The sequence below is a fragment of the Actinoallomurus sp. CA-142502 genome, from assembly GCF_050936355.1.
GTDB classification, from domain to species: domain Bacteria; phylum Actinomycetota; class Actinomycetes; order Streptosporangiales; family Streptosporangiaceae; genus Actinoallomurus; species Actinoallomurus iriomotensis.
Genome location: NZ_JBNJMY010000001.1, coordinates 2,885,169 through 2,906,796, shown reverse-complemented (window position 1 = coordinate 2,906,796; position 21,628 = coordinate 2,885,169). Strand labels below are relative to the sequence as shown.

Below are 21,628 nucleotides of genomic sequence, written 5' to 3'. Positions count from 1 at the left end.
GGTTCGCGGCGGGTGAGGAGCAGCCCGACCGCCGCGCCGGTGAGCAGGGCGACCAGGTGGCCGACGGCGGCGACGTCCAGGTGGTTCAGCCCGCCGAACAGGTGCGGGGCCAGCATCGCCAGGCCCGCGAAGGCTCCCAGCCGCCACCAGCGGCTCGCGATGCGGTCGAACAGCCAGTGTCCGTGCCGTGCCGTGCGCACCGCCGGCTCGGGGCCGTACAGGATCGTGGCGATCAGGGCGGAGGCGATGACGTAGGAGGGGCCGACGTCATCGAGGAAGCGCAGCGACCCCGGCGCCGCCCCGGTCGAGATCTGCCAGGCCAGCAGGCCCTCGCTGATCACCGTGCCGATGACCTGAGCGGCCGCGACGAGAAGCAGGGCCCGCAGGTTGCCGAAGCGGTGGACCAGCGGGAACAGGCCGACGATCGCGAAGCCGATCCAGATCCACGGCGTGGCCTCGGACACGAAGGCCGAGGCGATGAGCGTGCCGAGCGGGTCGGTGCGCAGGTTCACGAGGTTCGTCGCCGTCGAGGCGATGAAGGATCGCTGGTCAGACGGTTCGAGCCCGTAGGCGTACACCGACGAGACGGCGCACAGCGCGATGATGAAAAGGATGGGCAGAGGGAAACGTCTGATGAGCGAGGGCACGCCGGAAGCCTAGGGCGGCCGGCTGAGCGTTTTCTGACAACGGCCGGCGAGTGAGCCCCCTGTCACCCGCCGGCCACCCCGGCGTCACCTGAAGCGGCGCAGGCGGTACGCCTCGCGGTCGACGGCGGTCGTCACGACGACCTCGCGGAACCGGCCGGGCGCCTCGGCCGCCCAGAAGGCGCCCGCGACGGTCACGGCGGTGACCGCACGCGACGTGTCGCCCGAGCGGAACTCCACGAGCACCTCGCCACCGGGCGGCAGCTGCCCCCACGCCACCGAGAACCCACGCCCGCGTACGGCGCCGCGCACGAGCGCGGCTCCGCGGCCGCCCGCGACGGCGACGTCGATCAGGCCGTCGCCGGTGTGCACCTCCAGCGCGGGGCGGTCCCCGCTCCCCCGTCCGACGCGCAGCTCCCAGCCGCTCTCCGGCAGCGGGGTCGCGCCCGGCGCGATGTCGGCGTCCATGGTCATGGCTTCTGCTCCTTCGATGTGAAAGGGACGGGCGGAGCCCCCCTCCGCCCGCCCCGGGCCCTCAGATGGCGACGGTGCCCTCGACCGCGTTCTCACCGCGCCGTACGAGCAGGGCGGCGACGGCCGCCACGAGGGCGACCGCGGCGGCCACCGCCATGGAGGTCTGGAAACCGTCCATGAACGCCAGGTGGCTGCCGGTGGTGATGGCGTTCGCGGCCGGCGCCGGCGTGCCGGGCGGTACCGGCGCGACGCCCTGGGCGATGTAGTCCTTGGCCCCCTCGAGCCGCTGCGCGGCCGGCACGGGCAGGCCCGCCCCGGTCAGCCGGTCCATCAGAACGTTGCCCACGCGGGTGGACAGGATCGTGCCGAGGACCGAGGTGCCCAGCACGCCGCCGATCTGGAACGCGGTCTGCTGGAGCCCGCCCGCGACGCCGGCGAGTTGCACGGGGGCGTTGCCGACGATCGCCTCGGTGCCGGCGGTCATGATGAAGCCGAACGCCAGGCCGATGAGGACGAACCACGGCCAGATCGCGTTGTACGAGGCGTCCACCCCGATCCGCGACAGGCCGAACATCGCCACGGCGGTGAAGACCATGCCGAGGATCAGCGGCACGCGCGGGCCGAAGCGCTGGGTCAGCGCACCGCCGAGCGGCGAGGACACGATGAAGATGCCGGTCATCGGCAGCATCCGGACGCCGGCGGCGACCGGGCTCATGCCGTGCACCTGCTGGAGGTACAGCGTGATGAAGAAGATCGTGCCGAACAGGGCGAAGGTGCCGAGCAGGAGCAGCCCCGTCGCGGCCGACAGCGAGACCGAGCGGAACAGCTTCAGCGGCAGCACGGGATGCGTGGCCATCAGCTCGCGGACGACGAACCCGGCGAGCAGCACCGCGAACGCGGCGAACGACCACAGCGGCACCGGATCCCCGAACCCGTACGTGCCCGCCTTGATCAGGCCCCAGACCAGGGCGAACAGCGACCCTGACAGCAGCGCGACGCCGGAGACGTCGAAGGAGCCGTGCGCGTCCTCGTCCCGCGACTCGCGGACCACCCACAGGCCCACGAGCAGTGCGATCAGGCCGAGCGGCGCGTTGAGGAAGAAGACCGACTCCCAGTTGACGTGCTGGACGAGCAGTCCGCCGACGATCGGGCCGCCGGCGATGGAGACGCCGACGGTGGCGCCCCAGATGCCGATCGCGGCGTTGAGCCGCTGCGGCGGGAAGGAGTTGCGGATGAGGGCCAGGCTGGCGGGCTGGAGCAGCGCGCCGGCGACGCCCTGGACGACGCGCCAGAAGATGACCATGCCGATGCCGCCGGACACGCCCACCAGCACCGACGCCGCGGCGAACCCGATCACACCCGCCAGGAACGTCTTCTTGCGGCCGAACCGGTCGGCGATCTTCCCCGCGGGGATCAGCGTGACGGCGAGGGCGAGCAGGTAACCGTTGGTGACCCACTGCAGACCGGCCAGGTCGGCGTGCAGGTCCTTGGCGATCGCGGGGTTGGCGATGGACACGACCGTCGCGTCCAGGCCCACCATCATCACGCCGAGCGCGACGGCGAAGAGTGTCAGCCAGGGATGGCCGTGGCCGGCGCGGCGCGGTCGCTCCCGCGCGCCCGCATGCGGCGTGAGTGTCGCTTGGGACATGAACTTGCCTCCGTGAAGTCCGAGTGCCCCAAAACTGTCATGCTGTGACACATGTCGTCAAGCGACTAAAGTCGTGACATGACTAGTGTCACAACATGAAAAGTGGTCTTGGCTAAGTGAACGGCGTCCGTTACCCTTCGGGCATGGAGGCGACGACGGTGCACGACATCTGCGCGGCGCCCATGGCCGGTCGGCGTGAGCGCAAGAAGCAGCGCACCCGTGAGGCACTGGTCGACGCGGCGTTCCGGCTCTTCCAGGAGAAGGGCTTCGACGCGACGACCGTCGAGGAGATCGCCGACGAGGTCGACGTCTCCTCCCGCACCTTCTTCCGCTACTTCGCCTCGAAAGAGGACGTCGTCCTGACGTTCCAGGAAGAGCAGTTCACCACGATGCTGGAGGCACTGTCCTCCCGCCCGGCCGCCGAGCCGGTGCTGACCGCGCTGCGCAACGCCGCGGTCTCGGTGATCCGCGCCTGCGAGAACGGCCAGTACGGCTTCGACCCGGAGCGGTTCGGCTGCATCCAGCAGATGATGGAGAGCAGCCCGGCGGTGTTCGGCCGCAGCCTGGAGCACGGGCAGAAGAAGCAGTCGGAGATCACCCGGATCATCGCCGAGCGCATGGGCGTCGACCCCGCCGCCGACCTGCGGCCGCACGTGATGGCCGGCCTGGCCAACTGCGCGTTCCACAGCGCCTTCGAGGTGCTGGCGGCGGGCGTGGCCAAGACCGACCGCTTCTCCGAGGTCGTGGACGAGGTCTTCGCGGTCATGGAAGACGAGCTGGCCTACCGGTCCGAGAAAGAGACCGCCACCGGATGACGCACGCCGGCCCACGGATGACCGTGGACCGGCGCACTCACGGGGGATACGGCCGTGCGGCGGGGAACCGCCGGCCCTGCTCGCGACTCCGCCGTCGGGGACCGGCGGGCCGCACAGCGGGACTCACGTGTGGGGTCACGTGGCCCGGTGGGGTCTTCAACTGGAAAGTACGGGTCAGGCCGCCATGGTGAGCGGCCGGGCACGATGGGGTTCGGTCGCGAGACCGTCGGGGCCCAGTTCGCCGGTGTCGTCGAAGATGACGACACCGTTGCAGAGCAGGTACCAACCCTGCTCGGGGTGCGACGCCACGACACGGGCCGCCGTGTGATCGGCTGCGTCAGCCGCGGGGCATGGAGGCCGGTGCTGGCACATGTCACTTCCCCTTCCTTCTTCGTAGCCGTCTGTACTTACAACACCACAATCCCTCGCCGGATGCCGTACGTCAGCGCCGCCACCCCCCAAATCGCCCGCCTGCCAGCGGCAATACCGGCCTTCCTGCTAGCTGGTATGCCTCCCGGTGCAAGGAGAGCAGAGCCGTGCCGGTCAGCGCCGCGCCGAGGCCGAAGATCATGGCGAGCGCGTGGATCAGCGGAGCGACCGGCCCGATCAGCCGACCGTGGCTCACCAGTACCTGATCGGACCGCCACGACACGACGTCGTCGACGCCCAGGACCGCGAATAACGCCGCGCCCACCGCGACCACGATCAGGTCGCCCACGGCGCACACACGCGACCGCAGCCGCCACTCGGTGAAGGGCGTCCACGGATACCCGGGAGTCTCATCCAGCCGATGCATGCCCGCATCGTGTCCGGCGGCCGGGAGATCAAACCGGACGGCCGTCTCCGGCCACGGCACGCACGGGACGGCGTCCCGTCCTACGCCGGACGGCTCAGGACCAGGCCGCTCGTGGGTACGCCCGTGCCCGCCGTGACCAGGACGTGCGCCACGTCCGGCACCTGGTTGACCGATGTGCCGCGGACCTGGCGGACCGCCTCGGCGATGCCGTTCATGCCGTGGATGTACGCCTCGCCGAGCTGACCGCCGTTCGGATTGACCGGCAGGTGGCCGTCGAGTTCGATGCCGCCGTCCGCGACGAAGTCGCGGCCCTCTCCCCGCCCGCAGAAGCCCAGCTCCTCCAGCTGCATCAGCACGAACGGCGTGAAGTGGTCGTACAGGATCGCGGTCCGCACGTCCGCCGGGGTGAGTCCGGACCGCTCCCACAGCGCGCGGCCCACCACGCCCATCGCGGGCAGCGCGGCCAGGTCCGTCTCGTAGTAGCCGAACATCATCATCTGGTTCGGGCCCGAGCCCTGCGCGGCGGCGGTGATCGACACCGGCGGATTCGGGAGGTCACGGGCGCGGTCGGCGCCGGTCACGACGATCGCCACGGCGCCGTCGGACTCCTGGCAGCAGTCCAGCAGGTGCAGCGGCTCGACCACCCAGCGGCTCGCCTGGTGCTCCTCCAGCGTGATCGGCCGCTCGTGAAACCAGGCGCGCGGGTTGGTCGCGGCGTGCCGCCGCATCGCGACCGCGACACGGCCGAAGTCCTCGCTGGTCGCGCCGTAGTCGTGCATGTAGCGCCGCGCCTGCATGGCGACCCAGGCGGCGGGCGTGGCGAAGCCGAACGGCAGGTGCCAGGAGAACTCCATGGCAGTCGTACCGGGCGCCATGGCCGTGGTCGCCTGGCCGAACCGCTGCCCGGACCGCTCGTTGAACGCCCGGTAGCACACGACCGTACGCGCCTGCCCGGTCGCCACGGCCATCGCGGCGTGGGCGACCGTGCCGCAGGCCGCGCCGCCGCCGTAGTCGACGCGGGAGAAGAACGTCAGCTCCGGGACGCCCAGCTCGCGGGCGACGGCGATCTCGGCGTTCGTGTCCTGGGTGAAGGTCACCAGGCCGTCGACGTCCGACGGCGTCAGCCCGGCGTCCTTCAGGGCGGCGACGCACGCCTCGGCGGCGAGCCGCAGCTCCGAGCGGCCCGACTCCTTGGAGAACTCCGTCGCCCCGATGCCGGCGATCGCCGCGCGTCCCGAGATCGTCATGCGGGCTCCTTCAGCCGTACGGTCGCCACCACGTGGTCGCCCGCGCCGACCGCGCCGCGCACCTCCAGCGCCCCGTCGCCCACGGGACGGCCGGTGAGGGTGAGCGTGTCCCCCGCGTACGCGGGCACGCCGAGCCGCAGCGCGATGCCGGCCAGGCGGGCGTCCGGCCGGCTTTCGAGGACGTAGCGCTGGACCAGGCCGATCGTGGTGAGGATGTTGAGGAAGATGTCCGCCGAACCCTGCGCCCGCGCCACCGCCGGATCGTGGTGCACGGGCGTGAGGTCGCGGGTCGCCAGCGCCGTTGAGATCACGAACGTCGGCGTCAGCTCGATCCGCAGACCCGCCTCGCCCTCGGCGTGCTCCGGCTCCTCGACGGCCGCCGGCGCGGTCCCGGCGGGTCGCCACTGCGGCAGCGTCAGCTCCTCGTCCATCCGCTGGAACTCCAGCTCCACCGGCATGCCGACGTACGCGTCCCCGGGCGCGCAGCCGAGGAGGTCACCGATGATCCGCACGCCCTCCTCCAGCTCGACCAGCGCCACGACGTACGGCGGGGTGAGGCCAGGCACCGGCGGGTGGTGGTGCACGACGTAGCTGTGCACGACGCCGCGCCCGGCGGCGGTGACGTGGTCGCGCTTGGTCGCGTGGCAGGCGGGGCACATCGGCCCGGGCGGGTGACGCAGCGCACCGCACTCGGCGCAGCGCTGGATCCGCAGCTCGCCGGCCCGCACGCCGTCCCAGAAGAACCGGGTGTCGGGGCCGACGGCGGGGCGCAGCGGATATCTCCCGCCGGACGGGGCGGGCGGCGCGTCGCCGCGCGGTTTGAACTTCAGCACCCGGAACAGCATCTCCGCGACCCGCTCGCCGCCGGAGTACCAGCGCTCGTACCAGGTGACGAAGTAGCCCTCGCCGAGCGCGGTCCGCTTGGGCCCGGTGACGCCGTCGAAGATGACGGTCGTGGACAGTTCCTCGCCCAGCCGCAGGTAGCGGTCGTAGGTGTGCTCGCAGTTGGTGGCGACCACACCGACGTAGCCCGCCCCGTCCAGCGTGCTCAGGATCCGGTCGGGCGAGGCGGTTTCTTCCCGACCAACCTGCCCCGACCGACCTCCCGGCTGTGGCCGCTCGTCGGGGCCGGCCATCGACCAGACCTGGATCATGGCCGGCGGGGCGTACTCCGACCAGCGCCCGCTCCGGTCGCCGAGCGCCCGGGTCCAGTTGCGGATCATCGCGGCGTTCACCGAGTCCGGGCAGGGCGTGGCGGCGCTCTCGCCCTCGGCCGCGAGTTCGTCCGCGAGCGCCATCAGCCGGTCATGCATGTCTCTCCCTCGCGGTGCGTCAGCGCGGGGCCCGCGGCAGGCCGAGGCCGATCATGGCGATGATCTCCCGCTGCACTTCGTTGACCCCGCCGCCGAAGGTCAGCACGAGGCCGCCCTTGACCCCGTGGTCGACCCGGTCGATCAGCTCGCGCGTCTCCTCGTCGCCGGGGTCGCCGTACCGCGCGAGGATCTCGCCCACGACCCGCCCGGCGTCCTGCATGCGCTCGGAACCGTAGATCTTGGTCGCGGAGGCGTCCGCCGCGCCGAGCCAGCCGAGGTCCATGCCCGCGGCGACCTGCCAGTTGAGCAGTTCGTTGACGCGCAGGAACGCGTGCACCCGCGCCACCGCGCGCCGGACCGCCGGCTCCTCGATCAGGGGCCGCCCGTCCGGGCCCGTCTTCGTACGGGCCCAGCGGACGAACCGGTCGTAGGTGTGACCGAGGTTGCCGGCCGGGCCGAGGGTGACGCGTTCGTGGTTGAGCTGGTTGACGATGAGGTCCCAGCCGCGGTTCTCCTCGCCGACGAGCAGGTCGGCCGGCACGCGGACGTCCTGGTAGTAGGTGGCGTTGGTGTGGTGACGGCCGTCCATCGTGACGATCGGCGTCCAGGAGAAGCCCGGGTCGGCGCAGTCGACGATGACCATCGAGATGCCCTTGTGCCGGGCGGCGTCCGGATCGGTGCGCGCGGCCAGCCAGATGAAGTCGGCGTGGTGCGCGCCGGAGGTGAAGATCTTCTGGCCGTTCACGACGTAGTGGTCGCCGTCGCGGACCGCCGTGGTGCGCAGCGCGGCCAGGTCGGTGCCGGCGCCGGGCTCGCTGTAGCCGATCGCGAAGTGGCACTCCCCCGCGAGGATGCGGGGCAGGAACCGCTTCTTCTGCTGCTCGGTGCCGTACTGCACGAGCGTCGGCGCGACGGTGTTGAGCGTGATGATCGGGTACGGCACCTCCGCGCGGGCGATCTCGTTGGCGAAGATCTGCTGCTCGACCGGGCCGAAGCCGCGCCCGCCGTACTCCTCCGGCAGCGCGATGCCGAGCATGCCGTCGCGGCCCAGCCGCCGGCAGTGCTCCATGTACGCCGTGCCGAACGGGTCCTCGGCGATCCGCTCGCGTTCCCCGGCGGTGAGGCAGTCGCGGAAGTAGCCGCGCAGGTCGTCGCGGAGGGCCCGCTGCTCGCCGGTCAGGTCGATGAACATCAGGCCACCAGAGCTCCGATCGTGTCGAGCTGGGCCTCCGCCCCGCCGAGCAGGTGGGCGTAGTGCTTGCCCCAGGCGAAATGGCGGTGCAGGGGATAGGTGACGTCGAGGCCGAGGCCGCCGTGCAGGTGCTGGCAGGTGTAGAGGGCCTGGAGCGCGCCCTCGCAGGCCGCCCACGCGGCGACCGCGAGCACCTCGGCGGCGTCGTCGTGGCCCTCGGCGAGCCGCCAGACTCCGGCCCACATGGCCACGTCGAGCGCCCGCTTGGCGATGTAGACGTCGCCGATCTGCATCGTGACGGCCTGGAACTCCGCCAGCGGGCGGCCGAACTGCTCGCGCGTCCGTACGTGCCCGGTGGTGAGGTCGAGCGCGGCGGCGAGCGCGCCGGAGGCGGTGGCGACCGCCCCGGCGGTGGCGTACCCCAGCAGCGTCTCGTGCGCCCCGGCGCCGAGCAGGGCGCCGGCGCCCACCCGGACGCCGTCCAGGTCCAGCCGCGCCATCGGCTCGCCGATCGCCGCGGGCTGCGGGGTGAGCGCGACCTGGTCCGGCTCGACGGCGAAGACGCCGACGGTCCCGTCGCCGGTCCGCGCCGGGACGAGGATGTACGCCGCCTGCCCTGCGTACGGCACGAAGGTCTTGACGCCCTCCAGGACGTACGCGTCGCCGTCGCGGGTCGCGGTCGCGCCGGGCGGCTGGGCGAGGCCGGAGCCCGGCTCGCGTACCGCCGCGGTGAGCACCAGCCCGCCGTCGGCCACCACGCCGAGTCGCGCGCGGAGCTCTCCGCCGCCGTGGCGGGCGATCGTGAGAGCGGCCGGCAGCGAGGCGTAGGCGGGCACCGGCGCGGCGTGCGCCCCGATCTCGCGCAGGATCACCGCCAGCTCGACCGCGCCGAGCCCGGCGCCGCCGAGGTCTTCGGGCAGGCAGGCGCCGAGCACGCCGGCCTGGGCGAGCGCCGCCCACAGGCGGGCGTCGTACGGGGCGCCGGAACGCTCGTGCTCTTCGATCCGCGCCGGGGTGGCCTCGCGGTCGAGCAGGCCGGACACCAGACTCCGCAGCTCCTGGGCGTTCTCGTCGAGATCGAAGTCCATGATCCCCTCTCGCGGCCGGGGGCAGCGCGCCTGGGATGAAAACTAGAACGGATTCTAGTCCGTGTCCACTGCCGCAGGCGGCACCGGTCCGACCACCGCACAGGGGATCCGCGGCCGCCGAAGTGACACGGCGGTTCGTTGCGGCGGAATAACGTGTTCTCGCGGCATGTACCCTTGTGCGAAGAAAGCGCGGACCGCAGGCCGCGCTCCCGACCGAGGGGTGGCGTCGTGACCGCAGAACCCGCGGCGGCCGGTCACCTGACAGGTCGCTCCCGCAGCCAGCACCAGCGCCGCAAGCGCATCCTTCAGGCCGCGGCCGCGCTGGCGTCGCGCGGAGGCGTGGAGGCGATGCAGATGCGCACGGTCGCCGAGCGCGCCGGAGTGGCCCTGGGCACGCTCTACCGCTACTTCCCCTCGAAGATGGACCTCGTCGTGGCGGTCGTCAACGAGGAGATCGACACTCTCGAGGCGAGCCTCGACCGCCGGCCGCCCCGCTCGGGGACGCCGGCCGGGAGGGCCGTGGAGGCGCTGATGCGGGCGACGCGCGGGCTGATGCGCGAGCCGGAGCTCGCGGACGCGCTCATCCGGTCACTGTTGCTGTCGGACGTCAAGACCGACCTCGGCGACCGGATGGCCGCCATGCTCGCGCGCGCCGCCGACGGCGACGTGACGCCCGGCGAGGAGCGTCACGTCCTGCTGCGCTCGTTGTCCAGCGTCTGGGTCATGGAGATGATCGAGCTGCTCCGTGGCCGCACGGGCAACGAGCAGATCCAGGCACGCCTGGAGATCGCCGCCGAGCGTCTGCTCGCCGGCGCGTAGCGAACGCTCCTCAGGCGGGAACGCCCGCGGCACGCAGGTCGCGGTACAGACCGGACCGCATGAACTGCAGGAACAGGCGGGTGAGAAGAGCCTGGAGCAGCATCACCAGGGCCTTCGCGAGGACGGTCGAGACGATGTCTGGCACGGGGAACACCTAACGCGTATCAGGGGGTGCTTTCGACCTGAGTATGCCTTCTTGTCCGGTTTCAGGAAAACCCTGGGGGTTACGAGAAGATGAACATATCCCCAGGTCAACCGGTTCGCTCGCCCCGGTTGACCCCTGTGGGCTCGCAAGACCCTGATGTCACGCGGGAAGGGCGCGGGCGAGACCTGCGGGCAGGTTCTCCTTCAGTCCCTCCCGCAGGCGGTTCGTGAGATCCTCCTGCAGCTCCTCCACGAGACGGGCGAGCCGGGTCGCGCCCGGAACGTACGTCACGATCGTGCCGCCGGGCAGCCGTGTCACCAGCACCGCGCCCAGCGCGAAGCCGCCCGCGCAGCCCAGGGCGATCAGCCAGCCGTGCGGCAGCAGCGGCCGGCTGCCGAAGAAGTGGCTCAGCACCGGCACCTGCACGATGATCCCGAGGGCGGCCAGCGAGGCCACGCCCGACGCCAGGACCAGGGGGTCGCGCCCGCCGGCCGCGATCGTCTGGGCCAGCTGGGTGCCGACCAGGGCCACCAGGCCGGTCGTGTCCGCCTGCTCGCGCGTTCCGCTCATCCTCGCGAGCGTCCAGGCGGTCACGGCGGCGCCCGCCGTCGCGCACGCGCGTACCGCGATGTCGCGGGTCAGCGCGGTGCCGAGCGAGCGGTCCGGGCCCTCCTGCAGCAGTTCCTCCCGGGTGACGCCGGAGGGCGGACGGGCCGCCAGCGCCACGGCCGGGAGCATGTCGGTGAGCAGGTTCACGAGCAGGAGCTGGCGGACGTTCAGGGGGCTGCTGCCGCTGAGCAGGCCCGTGAGCACGGTGAAGACGATCTCGCCGATGTTGCCGCCGAGCAGCACCGCGAGCGCGTCGCGGGTCGAGCGCCACATCGCACGGCAGTCGGCGATCGCGTCGGTGATCGTCTCGATCCGGTCGTCGGTCACCACGACGTCGGCGGTCTCGCGGGCGGCGGGCGTGGCACGCTCGCCGAGGGCGATCCCGACGTCCGCCAGCCGGATCGCCGGCGCGTCGTTGGCGCCGTCCCCGGTGACCGCCACGACCCGGCCCGCCGCGCGCAGCGCCCGGACGACGCGGGCCTTCTGGTTGGGGCTCACGCGGGCGAACACCGAGACCCCGGCCAGCGCCTCCCCGAGCTTCTCGTCGGGCAGGGCGTCGAGGTCCGCACCGGTCATGATCTTCCCGTTGAGGAGGTTCAGCTCGGCGGCGATCGCCTCCGCCGTGGTCGGATGGTCCCCGGTGATCATCATGATGTCGACGCCCGCCTTGCGGAGCCGGCCCACGGCCTCGGCGGCGGTCGGGCGCACCGGGTCGGCGATGCAGACCAGGCCGAGCAGGCACAGCCGGTCGATGCGCGACTCGGTCAGGTCCCGCCGCCCGGACGCCTTCCGCTCGCCGACCGCGAGCACCCGGTAGCCCAGGCGCGCCAGCCGGTCCACCTCCTGCTCGACCTTCTCGCGCGCCTTCTCGTCGAACGGGACGACCTGGTCGCCCCGACACCACTGGTCACACCTGGCCAGGAGGATCTCCGGCGCGCCCTTGACGCTCAGCAGCTGCCCGTCCGGCGTACGGCCGAGGACCGCGTGGTAGCCGCGGCCGGGCTCGAACGGCAGTTCGGCGACGCGCTTCCAGGAGCCGAGCCCCTCGAAGTCCTTCATGTCCAGCTCGCGGGCCGCGCGAATGATCGCCTGGTCGGTCGGGTGGGGCATCTTGCGGCCGGCCTGCTCGGGGCTGGCGCGGAGCGCGGCGGCGACGATGACCCGTCGCCGCGGCGACAGATTCTTGGTCGGAGAGGTCGACTCTCCGTCGGAGACGAGCCGCAGCCGCAGGCGTCCCATGGTCAGCGTGCCGGTCTTGTCGAAGCACAGGACGTCGATCCGGCCGAGGGCCTCGATCGTCGCCGGGTTGCGCACGAGGGCGCCCCGCTGGGACATGCGACGTGCGGTCGCCAGCTCCGCGGCGGTGGCGACGAAGGGCAGGCCCTCGGGCACGGCGGCGACGGCGAGGCTGACCGCCGGGCCGAGCGCCTGGGCGAGCGAGCGGCCCCGCAGCAGGTCCGACAGGAACAGGCCGGCGCCCGCGCCCAGCGCCACGGGCAGCGTCACCGCGGTGAGGGACTGCAGGCGTGCCTCGACGCCACCGGGGCGGCGCTCGCCGGCGAGCCGGCTCGCGCGGCCGATCTCGGTCCGCTCCCCCGTCGCGACGACCACCGCCGTGGCCTCACCCGCCGCGATGACCGTGCCCTCGTACAGCATGGAGGTACGGTCCGCGACGGACCCGGCCATGCTCGGGCGGGCGGTCTTGGTGACGAGCTGCGACTCTCCGGTGAGGCTGGACTCGTCCACCTCCAGCCCCTTCGCGACCAGTAGCCGTGCGTCGGCCGGTACGGCGTCGCCGGCGCTCAGCATGACCACGTCGCCGGGGACGAGCTGGTCCGCGGTCGCCCTGACGTCGGTCTCGGCCTCCTCCGGGCGCCGCAGCCGTACGCGCACCGCGCTCAGGTCGACCAGCCGGCGCAGGGCCCGGTCGGCCCCGACGCGCTGGACGCCCGACATCAGGGCGTTGACGCCCAGGACCGTACCGATCAGGGCCGCGTCGGTGATCGACCCGACGACGGCGGAGACTCCCGCGCCGGCCGCGAGCGCGGGGGTCAGCGGGTTGTCCAGCTCCTCGACCGTGACCCGGGCGAGGCCGGCCGGCCGCGGAGCGCCGTCCTCGGCCGACACCCGCCGGCGTTCGGCCTCGGACGCGGTGATGCCGGCGGAGGACGAGTCGAGACGGCTCAGCACGGCCTGGGCGGGCCAGGCGTGCCAGGGCGTACGGTCGACCGGCACGAGGGCGGGCCGCCGGCCGACCGTGAGCCCCGCCCAGGTGCCGGTCGCGAGCGCGGACAGGGCCGCGGTGTCGATGGCGAGCTGCGCCCGGCGGGCGGCGTTCCGCGGAGTGCCGGTGGCGGCGAGCAGCGCGCCCGCCACCGAACCGACCTCGGCGATCCGGGCGGAGCGGGAACTGGCCTCACGCGCGGGCACCAGGGCCTCGATCACCGGATACGCCTTGCCCAGGCCGGGGCCGCACAGGATGTGCGCGCCCCAGGGCGGGTGCCCGTTCGCGCTCACGAGCCCGACGCCGACGTCGGCGGCGGCGAGCGCCGCCCCGCCGCGCGCGGACAGCAGCATGACCGTACGGCCGTCCTCCTGGAGCCGCCGCACGGACGCCAGGAGACGGCTGCCGCCGGGCACCGCCTGCTCGACCGGGAGCCGCCGCCGCAACCCCGCGGCGACGCCGGCGACCGCGACGGGACAGGCACGCCGCGCCGCCGCGATCAACGGCTCGGCGAGCGGGTCCAGCTCCACCACCACGGAGACCAGCGCGACCGGCTCCTCCTCGCAGGTCAGCAGCAGCACGGTCGCCCCACCCTTGCGGAGCACCTCCGCCTGCTCCCTGGCCCCGCGCGGCAGCCCGCGCGCGGAGGGCCGCAGCGGCGCCACCGCCCACGGGCCGTCCTCGTGCCGGTCGCTCAGCCGGCGCACGTCCACGAGGGCGTGGGCGCGCTCGTACGCCGTCTCCGGGGGGACGCCCTCGGTGACGAAGACCACGTCCTCGATGACCAGGTCGCCGGTCCGCAGCGCCGACGCGTCGATGACCAGCTGGTCCACGCGGTCGAGCCGGCGCAGGACCTCGGGCGTCACCACGACCACGTCCCGGCGGGCCGCCGCCCGGCCGACCTGGATGGCGAAGGCGTCGCGGCCGAGCCGGGCCGCCTTCGGCACGCCCGCCGCCAGCACGCCCTGGGCCCGATCTGCGTCGCGGCTGAGCGCGTACGTGCCGGTGGCCGTGGCGATCGCGGCGGGAATGGTCCAGGCGGCGTGCTCCACGGCGCCGTACGGCAGTGGAACGGGCCGTGGCGGCACGTCGAGCGGTGCGGCCTGGAAGACGCCGGGGGTCGGCGCGATGTGCCGGGCGCGCCGGTTCCACGCCTCCGCGTGCGCGCGCATCTCGGCGATGCGCATGAGCCGGTGCACCGAGTTGATGACGGGGCCCGAGGGCTGGTACGCCAGCACGTGACTGATGATCACACCGGTGCCGAGCACCATGTCGGAGGCGGGGTGGCCGATCCGCCGCTCCAGCCCGCTCCGCACCTGCGGCGACGCGTCCGCCATCGCCAGCAGCGTCGCGAACCCCGGTGGCAGGGGCGTCGCCCGCATCAGGCGGCCGAGCACGGCGAAGCCGCCCCCGGCGAGGTACGCGCCGGCGAGAGCGGCCTCCCGCACGACGGTCTGCCGGCTCGGGTGGGCGAGGGCGGAGAACGACTCGCCGGAGACGCCGTGTGCCGCCTCGACGGCCTCGACGACGTCCAGGAGCGCGTCGAGCGGCGTCTCCTCGTCGTGCATGACGAAGACGAAGCCGAGCGGCGCGTTCACCTCGGCGCGCGTCACCCCGGCGACGCTCATCAGCCGCTGGACGAGGGACCGGGCCACCGGCTCGGTGCCCGGCTTGTGCACGCCGCGCACCCGGATGCGCGTCCGGCCCGGCGTGGTGTGCACCTGGCGTCGTTCCGCGATCCCGGTCACCGCGCCCGACACCGCTCGCAGTGTGGCGCCGGGCAGGCCGGTGGCGTCGCCGAGAAGTCGTCGCAGTCGCATGGTCGTCTTTCTGGTGGCGTACTGGTGGCGTTCTGGAGGCGTGCGTCAGCGGCCCACGCCGACGCCGCTCGCGACGGTCGGGGGTTCGGCGGGGCCGCGGGTGTCAGGTACGCGAGGTGGAGCGCCGCGCGCGCCCGCGCAGGGCCTCCATGCCACGGCCGGTCCGGCGCGCGACCATGGTGCCGATGCCGATCGCCGCGGCGACCGGCCAGTCGATGGCGCCCATGACCGCCGCGATGCCCAGCCCGCCGTAGAACGCGAGGCGCCCGGGCGGCGGGAGATAGCCGGCGACGAGCCTTCCGGCGTCGCCGACATAGGACATGCCGGGCGTGGGGACGTGCACCGTTCTCATGTGGGGGGTGAACACCGGAACCGGAACGTCCACCCCGGCGCCGTTGGTGGAGGGACGCCGCGCCGTGGCGGTCGCGCCGCCGGCGCTCCGGGCGGCCGGCGTCCTGCGCGCACCCGCCCCGGAGGTCTTCGAGGCGGAGGTCCTGGCCCGGCTGGTCGTGCCGCCGCGGCCGGCGGCCCTGGCGGCGGACGTCCTCGTCGTGGACCTGCCGCCCGTCGTTCTACCACCCGCGCTCTTGCCGCTCGTGGTCCGGCCGCCCGTGGTCCTGCCGCTCGTGGTCCGGCCGCCCGTGGTCCGGCCGCTGGACGTCCTGCTGGTCGTGGTCCCGCCGCCGGAGGTCCTCGAGGCCGAGGTCCTGCTCCTCGCGGAGGCGCTCCGCGACGTGGTCTTCTCTTTGGTCGCTCGCCCGGCTTCCGCCATACCGGCACATCCCCCCTCAGGTGTCCGGACACGATGTCCGGTTAAGTCCAGGTTGTATCCGTGAGCGGGTGTCGCCATGCCTCCGGCCGCGTTTCCAGACCGACCTTTTCCCTGGTCAGGGCGGCATGATGGAGAGCGCTGGAGCCGAACCGGCACCTGTCACCGGTGGTGACGATCGCGAGACTCCCCGGCTCCGCTATCCGGCGTTTCCGCGAGTACGGCCCGCCCCGGCGAGGGGTAGGCATACGGGCGGACCGTCACAGGTGGGGAGGGAGAGCACGATGGCGCGCCAGGAGCCCGGCTACGAGCCCGACTACCGTTTCTCCCTGGCCAACGAGCGCACCCTCCTGTCGTGGATCCAGACCGCCTTCGGCCTGCTCGCGCTCGGCGTGCCGCTCGCCGGCGGCATCCGCGGCGTACGGCTGCCGCCCTGGCACCACGAGATCGGCCTGGGCGCGATCGTGCTGAGCGTGCTGATCGTGCCCGCGGCGTACCGCAACTGGCGGCGCGTCCAGCTCGCCATGCGTCTCGGCATCCATCTCCCCCGCGACCCGCTACCGGCTCTGCTCGCCTCCGGAGTGGCGGTACTGCTGGCGACGACGCTGGTCAGCATGGCGATGGGATGAGTTCCGGGCTTCAGGCACAGCGCACGGAGCTGGCCTGGCTGCGGATAACGCTGTCGGCCTGGACGGTGACGGCCATCGCGGCGCGGGTGGACCTGCCGGTGGGGATGTTCGCGGCCGCGGGTCCGGTGGCGTTGACGCTCATCGCGTACGCGCGACGGCGGCGGCTCAGAGAAGAGGGGCTCCCACCCGCGCTGGCTCCGGCGGAGGCGGTCCCGCTGGCGGCGGCGTGCGTCCTGATCGCGCTCGCGGCCGCACTGCTGTTGTGATCGAACTACTCTTGTGATCGAACCGTGATCAACAGTCGGGGCAGAGGAAACAGGCCCAGACGACCTTGCCGTGGCTCGACAGCGGCGCCCAGTTCCATGAGTGGCTGAACGCCTCGACCAGATGCAGGCCACGGCCGCTCTGGGCCACCCAGTCGGGCTCCCTGCGCACCGGGATCTCGTCGCAGGGATCGGTGACGGCACAGGTCAGCCGGCCGCCGGTCCGCAGCAGGCTCAGCCGTATCGGGCTTTCGCCGTGCCACTCGGTGGCGTGTCCGGCGGCGTAACGCAGCGCGTTGGTGACGAGCTCGGAGACGACGAGGCGCACGTCGTCGTGCATGGCGGTGAGGCCCCAGGACAGGAGCACGGCGCGGGCGAAGTCGCGGGCCTCCTTGACCGACTCGGCCACGGCGGCGAGCCCGACGGACATGGTCTGCGGAGCAGGGCGGATCGAGGCAGGACGGTGTTCGTGCCACCGCTCGCCCTGAGTGATCGTGGACAACCACTCCGGCGCCTCGTCGACCGCCTCCCCTGCTCTTTCGCCTGTCATCCAGCGCGCTCCGTGTGCTGTCATCCGCGATCCCCTGGCGATCAGTGATCGGCGTGTCCCGCGCGCTATCCTGCTCGACATGTCTTGCAGATGCAAGGCCCGATGCACGTGCAGATGCCCGTGCGCATTCTGACAACGAGCCGAAGGGAGTGGCAGACTGTGCGCTGACCGATGCTCATGGAGGTAGGGGTGGAAACAGCGCAGCCCGCCGGAGGACCGACCGTTCTTCGCCGGCTCCTCGGTGCCCAGCTGCGCCGGTTGCGTGAGCGCCAAGGCATCACGCGCGAAGAGGCCGGATACGCCATTCGCGCCTCTGGTTCCAAGATGAGCCGCCTGGAGCTGGGCCGGGTCGGTTTCAAGGAGCGCGACGTCGCGGATCTGCTCACCCTGTACGGCGTCACCGACGAAACCGATCGGGAAAGCCTGCTCGCCCTCGCCCAGGACGCCAACAGTCCTGGCTGGTGGCACAGGTACGGCGACGTCCTGCCGGGCTGGTTCGAGACGTATGTCGGCCTCGAAGAGGCGGCGGCGCTCGTCCGCACCTACGAAGTCCAGTTCATCCCGGGTCTGCTCCAGACCGAGGAATACGCCCGCGCGGTGATCTCGCTGGGTAATTCCACGGCGGCTCAGGAAGAGATCGAGCAGAGGGTCAGCCTGCGTATGACACGTCAGAAACTACTCACGCGGGGGGAATCCCCCCGGCTGTGGGCTGTCGTGGACGAGGCGGCCTTGCGCCGTCCGATCGGGGGACGGGATGTGATGCGCGGCCAGCTCGAGCGGCTGATCGAGGCCACCAAGCTGCCGGGCGTCATTCTCCAGGTGCTGCCGTTCCGGGTCGGCGGGCACACCGCCGAGGCCGGAGCCTTCTCCATCCTGCGTTTTCCCGAGTCGGACCTGCCGGACGTGGTCTACGTCGAACAACTGACCAGCGCTCTCTACCTGGACAGGCGTGACGACGTCGACAGCTACATGGAGGCCATGGAGCGCCTCTGTGTGGTCAGCGCGCATCCGGACGAGACCGCCGAGATCCTCAGCAGGATTCTCCAGGAGACATGAATGCAGTACCCCGCCTACAACGGCGTCCCCGCCACCGATATACCCGACGTCAGCTGGCAGAAGAGCCATCGGAGCAACTCACAGGGCAACTGCGTGGAGCTGGCGAAGCTGCCGGACGGCAGCGTCGCGGTACGCAACTCCCGCCATCCGACCGGCCCCGCCCTCGTCTACACCAGGGCGGAGATGGAGGCGCTCATCCAGGGCGCCAAGGCCGGTGACTTCGACAGTCTGCTCGTCTGATCCGGCGATGTTAGAACGCGTTACCTGTAACACCTCCACCCTGCGGTACCTGACGGCCTTCCACTAGAACAGGTTATTGTTTCTCCCCCCGGTTCTAGTGGGAGGCCGTATGAGTCACCCCGTCATCGTCTCCGCCGTCCGCACCCCCATCGGCCGCCGCCGCGGCCGGCTGGCCGGGCTGAAACCCCAGGCCGTACTCGCCCACGCGCAACGCGAGCTGATCACCCGCACCGGAATCGACGCGGCCGATGTCGGCCAGGTATTCGCCGGCTGCGTCACCCAGGCCGGCGAACAGGGCGGCCACGTCGGCCGGCACGCCTGGCTCTACGCCGGTCTCGACCATCGCACCGGCGTCACGACGGTCGACGCCCAGTGCGGCTCCAGCCAGCAGGCCGTACATCTCGCCGCGGCGCTCGTGCACGCGGGCGTGGTGGACGCCGCGATCGGCTGTGGCGTCGAAGTGATGAGCCGCGCGCCGCTCGGCAGCAACGTCCTGCCCGCCGACCCGCGCCCCGACGACTGGTCGATCGACCTGCCGGACCAGTTCACCGCGGCCGAGCGCATCGCCGCACGCCGCGGCCTCACCCGCGCCGACCTCGACGCGTTCGGCGTACGCTCCCAGCGACTCGCCGCCAAGGCCTGGGCCGACGGCCGGTTCGACCGGGAGATCGCACCGATCGACGCGCCGGTGCTCGACGGCGAAGGGACCCCGACCGGCGAGACCCGCACCGTCACCACCGACGAAGGTCTGCGCGAGACCACCTCCGAAGGGTTGGCGGCGCTCCGCCCGGTGTTCGAGCAGGGCCTGCACACGGCCGGCACCTCGTCGCAGATCTCGGATGGCGCCGCCGCCGTACTGGTGATGTCGGAACGGGCCGCCTACGAGCGGGGACTGCGGCCGCGCGCCCGCATCCGCGCACAGGCCCTCATCGGCGCGGACCCGTACTACCACCTGGACGGCCCGGTGGAGTCCACCGCGCGGGTACTGGACACGGCCGGGATGACGATGGCGGACGTGGACCTGTTCGAGGTGAACGAGGCGTTCGCCTCGATCGTCCTGTCATGGGCGTCGGTACACGAGCCGGACATGGACCGCGTCAACGTCAACGGCGGCGCCATCGCGCTCGGCCACCCCGTCGGCGCCACCGGAGCCCGCCTCCTCACGACCGCCCTGCACGAGCTCGAACGCCGCGACGCGAACACCGCACTGGTGACGATGTGCGCGGGCGGCGCCCTGTCCACCGCCACCATTCTCGAACGCCTCTGATCCCGGCCGGCGGCCGCGGCAAGGGTATTGCCGGGCTGGCAAACTGCTCGTATGGCAGACGACGTCGACCAGGCGCTCGGCGCGGTCGGGCCGCGGCTGCGCGCACTGCGGCGGGAGCGGGAGACCACGCTCGCCGAGCTGTCCCGGGCGACCGGCATCTCGGTGAGCACCCTGTCCCGCCTGGAGTCCGGCGCCCGCAAGCCCACTCTCGAACAGCTGCTGCCCCTGGCCAGGGCCCACGGCGTCACGCTCGACGAACTCGTCGACGCGCCGCCCACCGGCGACCCGCGTGTCCACCTGCGTCCGGTGACCCGTAACGGCATGACCATGCTGCCCCTGACCCGGCGGGCCGGCGGCATCCAGGCCTACAAGCTGATCATCAAGGACACCGCGCGCCGGAGGGAGCCCGATCCCCAGACGCACGAGGGCTACGAGTGGCTCTACGTGCTCAACGGGCGGTTGCGGGTCATCCTCGGCGAACACGACCTGGTGCTGTCGCCCGGCGAGGCGGCGGAGTTCGACACCCGCGTCCCGCACTGGTTCGGCGCCGCCGACTCCGAGCCGGTCGAGCTGCTCAGCCTCTTCGGCCGGCAGGGCGAGCGGGCCCACCTGCGCGCCCGTCCCCGTACGAAAGGCACGGACTAGAGGCGCGCCCGCTGGCCCCGCCGCCAGTCTCCTCTGGCCACCGAGCGTGATGAGACGCGCGACACGTTGACCCTAGCAATCGCTTGGTTTAGAACGTGTTTCAGAACGTCGATCCCGGAGGAGACCCGATGGCCGTCGACCTCATCACGCCCACGCTGTACGAGACTCAGGGCTTTCCCGACGAGGACCTCCGCCGGCTCCGCCGTGAGTCGCCCGTGCACTGGCACGAGGATCCGTCCAGTGACGTGCCCGGTTTCTGGGCGGTGACCAGGTACGACGACATCGTCCACGTCTCGCGGCACCCGGAGCTCTTCTCCTCCCACGCGCGCACGTCGATGTTCGAGGAGTTCGCCGACGAGGACGTCGCGCTGTACCGGCTCATGATGCTGTTCATGGATCCCCCGCAGCACACCCGCCAGCGGGCGTTCGTCAACCGCGGCTTCACGCCGCGCATGATCAAGCAGCTCGAGGAGCACATCCGCGACGTCGGGCACCGGCTCATCGACAACGTCGTCACGCGCGGCGAGGCCTGTTTCGTCCGCGACATCGCGGCGCCCTTCCCGCTGTACGTCATCTGCGAGCTGATCGGCGCGCCGGTCGAGGACCGCGAGCAGATCTTCGCCTGGTCCAACGTGCTGGTCGGCTCCAACGATCCCGACTTCGCCACCTCGCCCGAGGACGCGAGGGAGGTCTCCGCCCAGGTCCTGCAGTACGCCCACGAGCTGGCCGCCCGCCGCAGGCGGCAACCGCGCGACGACATCGCGACGAGCCTGCTGGAGCCGGACGCGGACGGCAACCGCCTCAGCGCCGACGAGTTCGCCATGTTCATCCTGCTGCTGATCATCGCGGGCAACGAGACGACGCGGAACGGCGCGTCGGGCGGCATGCTCGCCTTCTTCCAGCACCCGGAGCAGTGGCGGCGCCTGGTCCGCAACCGCGGCCTGATCAAGACCACCGCCGACGAGGTCGTGCGCTGGGTCAGCCCGGTCAACCTCTTCCGCCGCACCGCGATGCGCGACACCGAACTGCGCGGCCGGCGCATCCGGGAGGGCGACAAGGTGGTGATGTTCTACTCCTCGGCCAACCGCGACGAGGACGTCTTCGAGGACCCGTACACCTTCGACATCGGCCGCGACCCCAACCCCCACCTGGGCTTCGGCGGAGGCGGCCCGCACTTCTGCCTGGGCACCCACCTGGCGCGGCTGGAGCTGGCCGTGCTGTTCGAGCTGCTGCTGGACCGCATGCCCGACATCCGCCAGGCCGGCGAGGCGCGCCGGCTCCGGTCCAACTTCATCAACGGCATCAAGGAGATGCCGGTGCGGTTCACCCCGTCGGAGCGCGTTAATAGAACAAGTTTCATTTAGCCGCTTCCTCG

22 protein-coding genes and 1 pseudogene are annotated in these 21,628 nt (G+C 72.2%); 10 read left to right on the top strand and 13 right to left on the bottom strand.

All coding sequences use genetic code 11. From position 1 onward, the window contains the following. Positions 1-227 precede the first annotated feature (227 nt). The 3 genes and pseudogenes from ACQEV1_RS14185 to ACQEV1_RS14175 form a co-directional block, all read right to left on the bottom strand. A pseudogene (locus ACQEV1_RS14185) lies at positions 228-647 on the bottom strand (rhomboid-like protein); the annotation flags it as partial. 84 nt (positions 648-731) lie between these two features. After that, positions 732-1,118 (bottom strand): hypothetical protein, encoded by a 387-nt coding sequence (locus tag ACQEV1_RS14180; protein WP_433394216.1) that lies wholly within the window; start codon positions 1,116-1,118, stop codon positions 732-734. A gap of 61 nt (positions 1,119-1,179) precedes the next feature. Then, a complete protein-coding gene (locus ACQEV1_RS14175) occupies positions 1,180-2,766 on the bottom strand; it encodes an MFS transporter (protein WP_285618231.1) in 1,587 nt (528 codons plus the stop codon). A 143-nt stretch (positions 2,767-2,909) separates the two neighbouring features. Between ACQEV1_RS14175 and ACQEV1_RS14170 the strand changes: the two genes are divergently transcribed. After that, a complete protein-coding gene (locus ACQEV1_RS14170; RefSeq protein WP_285618232.1) occupies positions 2,910-3,581 on the top strand; it encodes a TetR family transcriptional regulator in 672 nt (223 codons plus the stop codon). A 174-nt stretch (positions 3,582-3,755) separates the two neighbouring features. Here the strand turns inward: ACQEV1_RS14170 and ACQEV1_RS14165 are convergent, their stop codons facing one another. From ACQEV1_RS14165 to ACQEV1_RS14140, 6 genes are all read right to left on the bottom strand, one after another. Beyond that, entirely contained in the window at positions 3,756-3,953 is a 198-nt protein-coding gene (locus tag ACQEV1_RS14165) for a DUF5999 family protein (RefSeq protein WP_285618233.1), read from the bottom strand. 70 nt (positions 3,954-4,023) lie between these two features. After that, positions 4,024-4,377, bottom strand: coding sequence for a hypothetical protein (locus ACQEV1_RS14160; protein WP_285618234.1), 354 nt, complete (start codon positions 4,375-4,377; stop codon positions 4,024-4,026). Positions 4,378-4,457: 80 nt separating this feature from the next. Then, positions 4,458-5,624 (bottom strand): lipid-transfer protein, encoded by a 1,167-nt coding sequence (locus ACQEV1_RS14155; protein ID WP_285618235.1) that lies wholly within the window; start codon positions 5,622-5,624, stop codon positions 4,458-4,460. Next, the gene (locus tag ACQEV1_RS14150; protein ID WP_433394212.1) at positions 5,621-6,937 is read right to left on the bottom strand and encodes an OB-fold domain-containing protein; all 1,317 of its coding nucleotides are present in this window, start codon (positions 6,935-6,937) and stop codon (positions 5,621-5,623) included. The genes ACQEV1_RS14155 and ACQEV1_RS14150 overlap by 4 nt, the downstream gene beginning before the upstream one ends. A 19-nt stretch (positions 6,938-6,956) precedes the next feature. Continuing rightward, positions 6,957-8,129 carry an acyl-CoA dehydrogenase family protein gene (locus ACQEV1_RS14145; RefSeq protein ID WP_433394210.1) on the bottom strand — a complete coding sequence of 391 codons (1,173 nt, stop codon included), beginning with the start codon at positions 8,127-8,129 and terminating at the stop codon, positions 6,957-6,959. Continuing rightward, complete coding sequence (locus ACQEV1_RS14140) at positions 8,129-9,217, bottom strand: acyl-CoA dehydrogenase family protein (RefSeq protein WP_433394208.1); 1,089 nt, start codon at positions 9,215-9,217, stop codon at positions 8,129-8,131. Before ACQEV1_RS14140 ends, ACQEV1_RS14145 begins: the two co-directional genes overlap by 1 nt. A gap of 228 nt (positions 9,218-9,445) precedes the next feature. Here ACQEV1_RS14140 and ACQEV1_RS14135 point away from each other — a divergent pair, with 228 nt between their 5' ends. Further along, entirely contained in the window at positions 9,446-10,036 is a 591-nt protein-coding gene (locus tag ACQEV1_RS14135; protein WP_285618241.1) for a TetR family transcriptional regulator, read from the top strand. 10 nt (positions 10,037-10,046) lie between these two features. On the opposite strand, the gene ACQEV1_RS14130 is transcribed toward ACQEV1_RS14135, so the two are convergent. The 3 genes from ACQEV1_RS14130 to ACQEV1_RS14120 all read right to left on the bottom strand — a co-directional run bounded on the left by ACQEV1_RS14130 (position 10,047) and on the right by ACQEV1_RS14120 (position 15,186). Next, entirely contained in the window at positions 10,047-10,181 is a 135-nt protein-coding gene (locus ACQEV1_RS14130; protein ID WP_285570124.1) for a hypothetical protein, read from the bottom strand. A 159-nt stretch (positions 10,182-10,340) separates the two neighbouring features. Continuing rightward, entirely contained in the window at positions 10,341-14,834 is a 4,494-nt protein-coding gene (locus ACQEV1_RS14125; RefSeq protein WP_433394205.1) for an HAD-IC family P-type ATPase, read from the bottom strand. 103 nt (positions 14,835-14,937) lie between these two features. Then, positions 14,938-15,186: a hypothetical protein gene (locus ACQEV1_RS14120; RefSeq protein WP_285570130.1), complete on the bottom strand. Its 249-nt coding sequence runs from the start codon at positions 15,184-15,186 to the stop codon at positions 14,938-14,940. A 7-nt stretch (positions 15,187-15,193) separates the two neighbouring features. Here ACQEV1_RS14120 and ACQEV1_RS14115 point away from each other — a divergent pair, with 7 nt between their 5' ends. The 3 genes from ACQEV1_RS14115 (at position 15,194) to ACQEV1_RS14105 (ending at position 16,498) form a co-directional block, all read left to right on the top strand. Then, entirely contained in the window at positions 15,194-15,670 is a 477-nt protein-coding gene (locus ACQEV1_RS14115; RefSeq protein ID WP_433394203.1) for a hypothetical protein, read from the top strand. Between the two features lie 217 nt (positions 15,671-15,887). Next, positions 15,888-16,232, top strand: a complete 345-nt coding sequence (locus ACQEV1_RS14110; protein ID WP_285570136.1) for a YidH family protein — start codon at positions 15,888-15,890, stop codon at positions 16,230-16,232. Beyond that, on the top strand, positions 16,229-16,498 hold the full coding sequence (locus ACQEV1_RS14105; protein ID WP_285618244.1) for a hypothetical protein: 270 nt from the start codon (positions 16,229-16,231) through the stop codon (positions 16,496-16,498). Before ACQEV1_RS14110 ends, ACQEV1_RS14105 begins: the two co-directional genes overlap by 4 nt. Positions 16,499-16,526: 28 nt before the next feature. Here the strand turns inward: ACQEV1_RS14105 and ACQEV1_RS14100 are convergent, their stop codons facing one another. Beyond that, entirely contained in the window at positions 16,527-17,045 is a 519-nt protein-coding gene (locus ACQEV1_RS14100) for an ATP-binding protein (protein ID WP_433394200.1), read from the bottom strand. A gap of 189 nt (positions 17,046-17,234) precedes the next feature. Here ACQEV1_RS14100 and ACQEV1_RS14095 point away from each other — a divergent pair, with 189 nt between their 5' ends. The 5 genes from ACQEV1_RS14095 to ACQEV1_RS14075 all read left to right on the top strand — a co-directional run bounded on the left by ACQEV1_RS14095 (position 17,235) and on the right by ACQEV1_RS14075 (position 21,617). Next, positions 17,235-18,101: a helix-turn-helix domain-containing protein gene (locus tag ACQEV1_RS14095; protein WP_285618248.1), complete on the top strand. Its 867-nt coding sequence runs from the start codon at positions 17,235-17,237 to the stop codon at positions 18,099-18,101. Next, positions 18,102-18,341, top strand: coding sequence for a DUF397 domain-containing protein (locus ACQEV1_RS14090; RefSeq protein ID WP_285570145.1), 240 nt, complete (start codon positions 18,102-18,104; stop codon positions 18,339-18,341). Between the two features lie 109 nt (positions 18,342-18,450). Then, positions 18,451-19,608, top strand: coding sequence for a steroid 3-ketoacyl-CoA thiolase (locus ACQEV1_RS14085; RefSeq protein ID WP_285618250.1), 1,158 nt, complete (start codon positions 18,451-18,453; stop codon positions 19,606-19,608). Between the two features lie 51 nt (positions 19,609-19,659). Further along, positions 19,660-20,253, top strand: a complete 594-nt coding sequence (locus ACQEV1_RS14080) for a helix-turn-helix domain-containing protein (protein ID WP_433394196.1) — start codon at positions 19,660-19,662, stop codon at positions 20,251-20,253. 128 nt (positions 20,254-20,381) lie between these two features. Continuing rightward, complete coding sequence (locus ACQEV1_RS14075; protein WP_433394194.1) at positions 20,382-21,617, top strand: cytochrome P450; 1,236 nt, start codon at positions 20,382-20,384, stop codon at positions 21,615-21,617. The last annotated feature ends 11 nt before the right edge of the window (positions 21,618-21,628 follow it).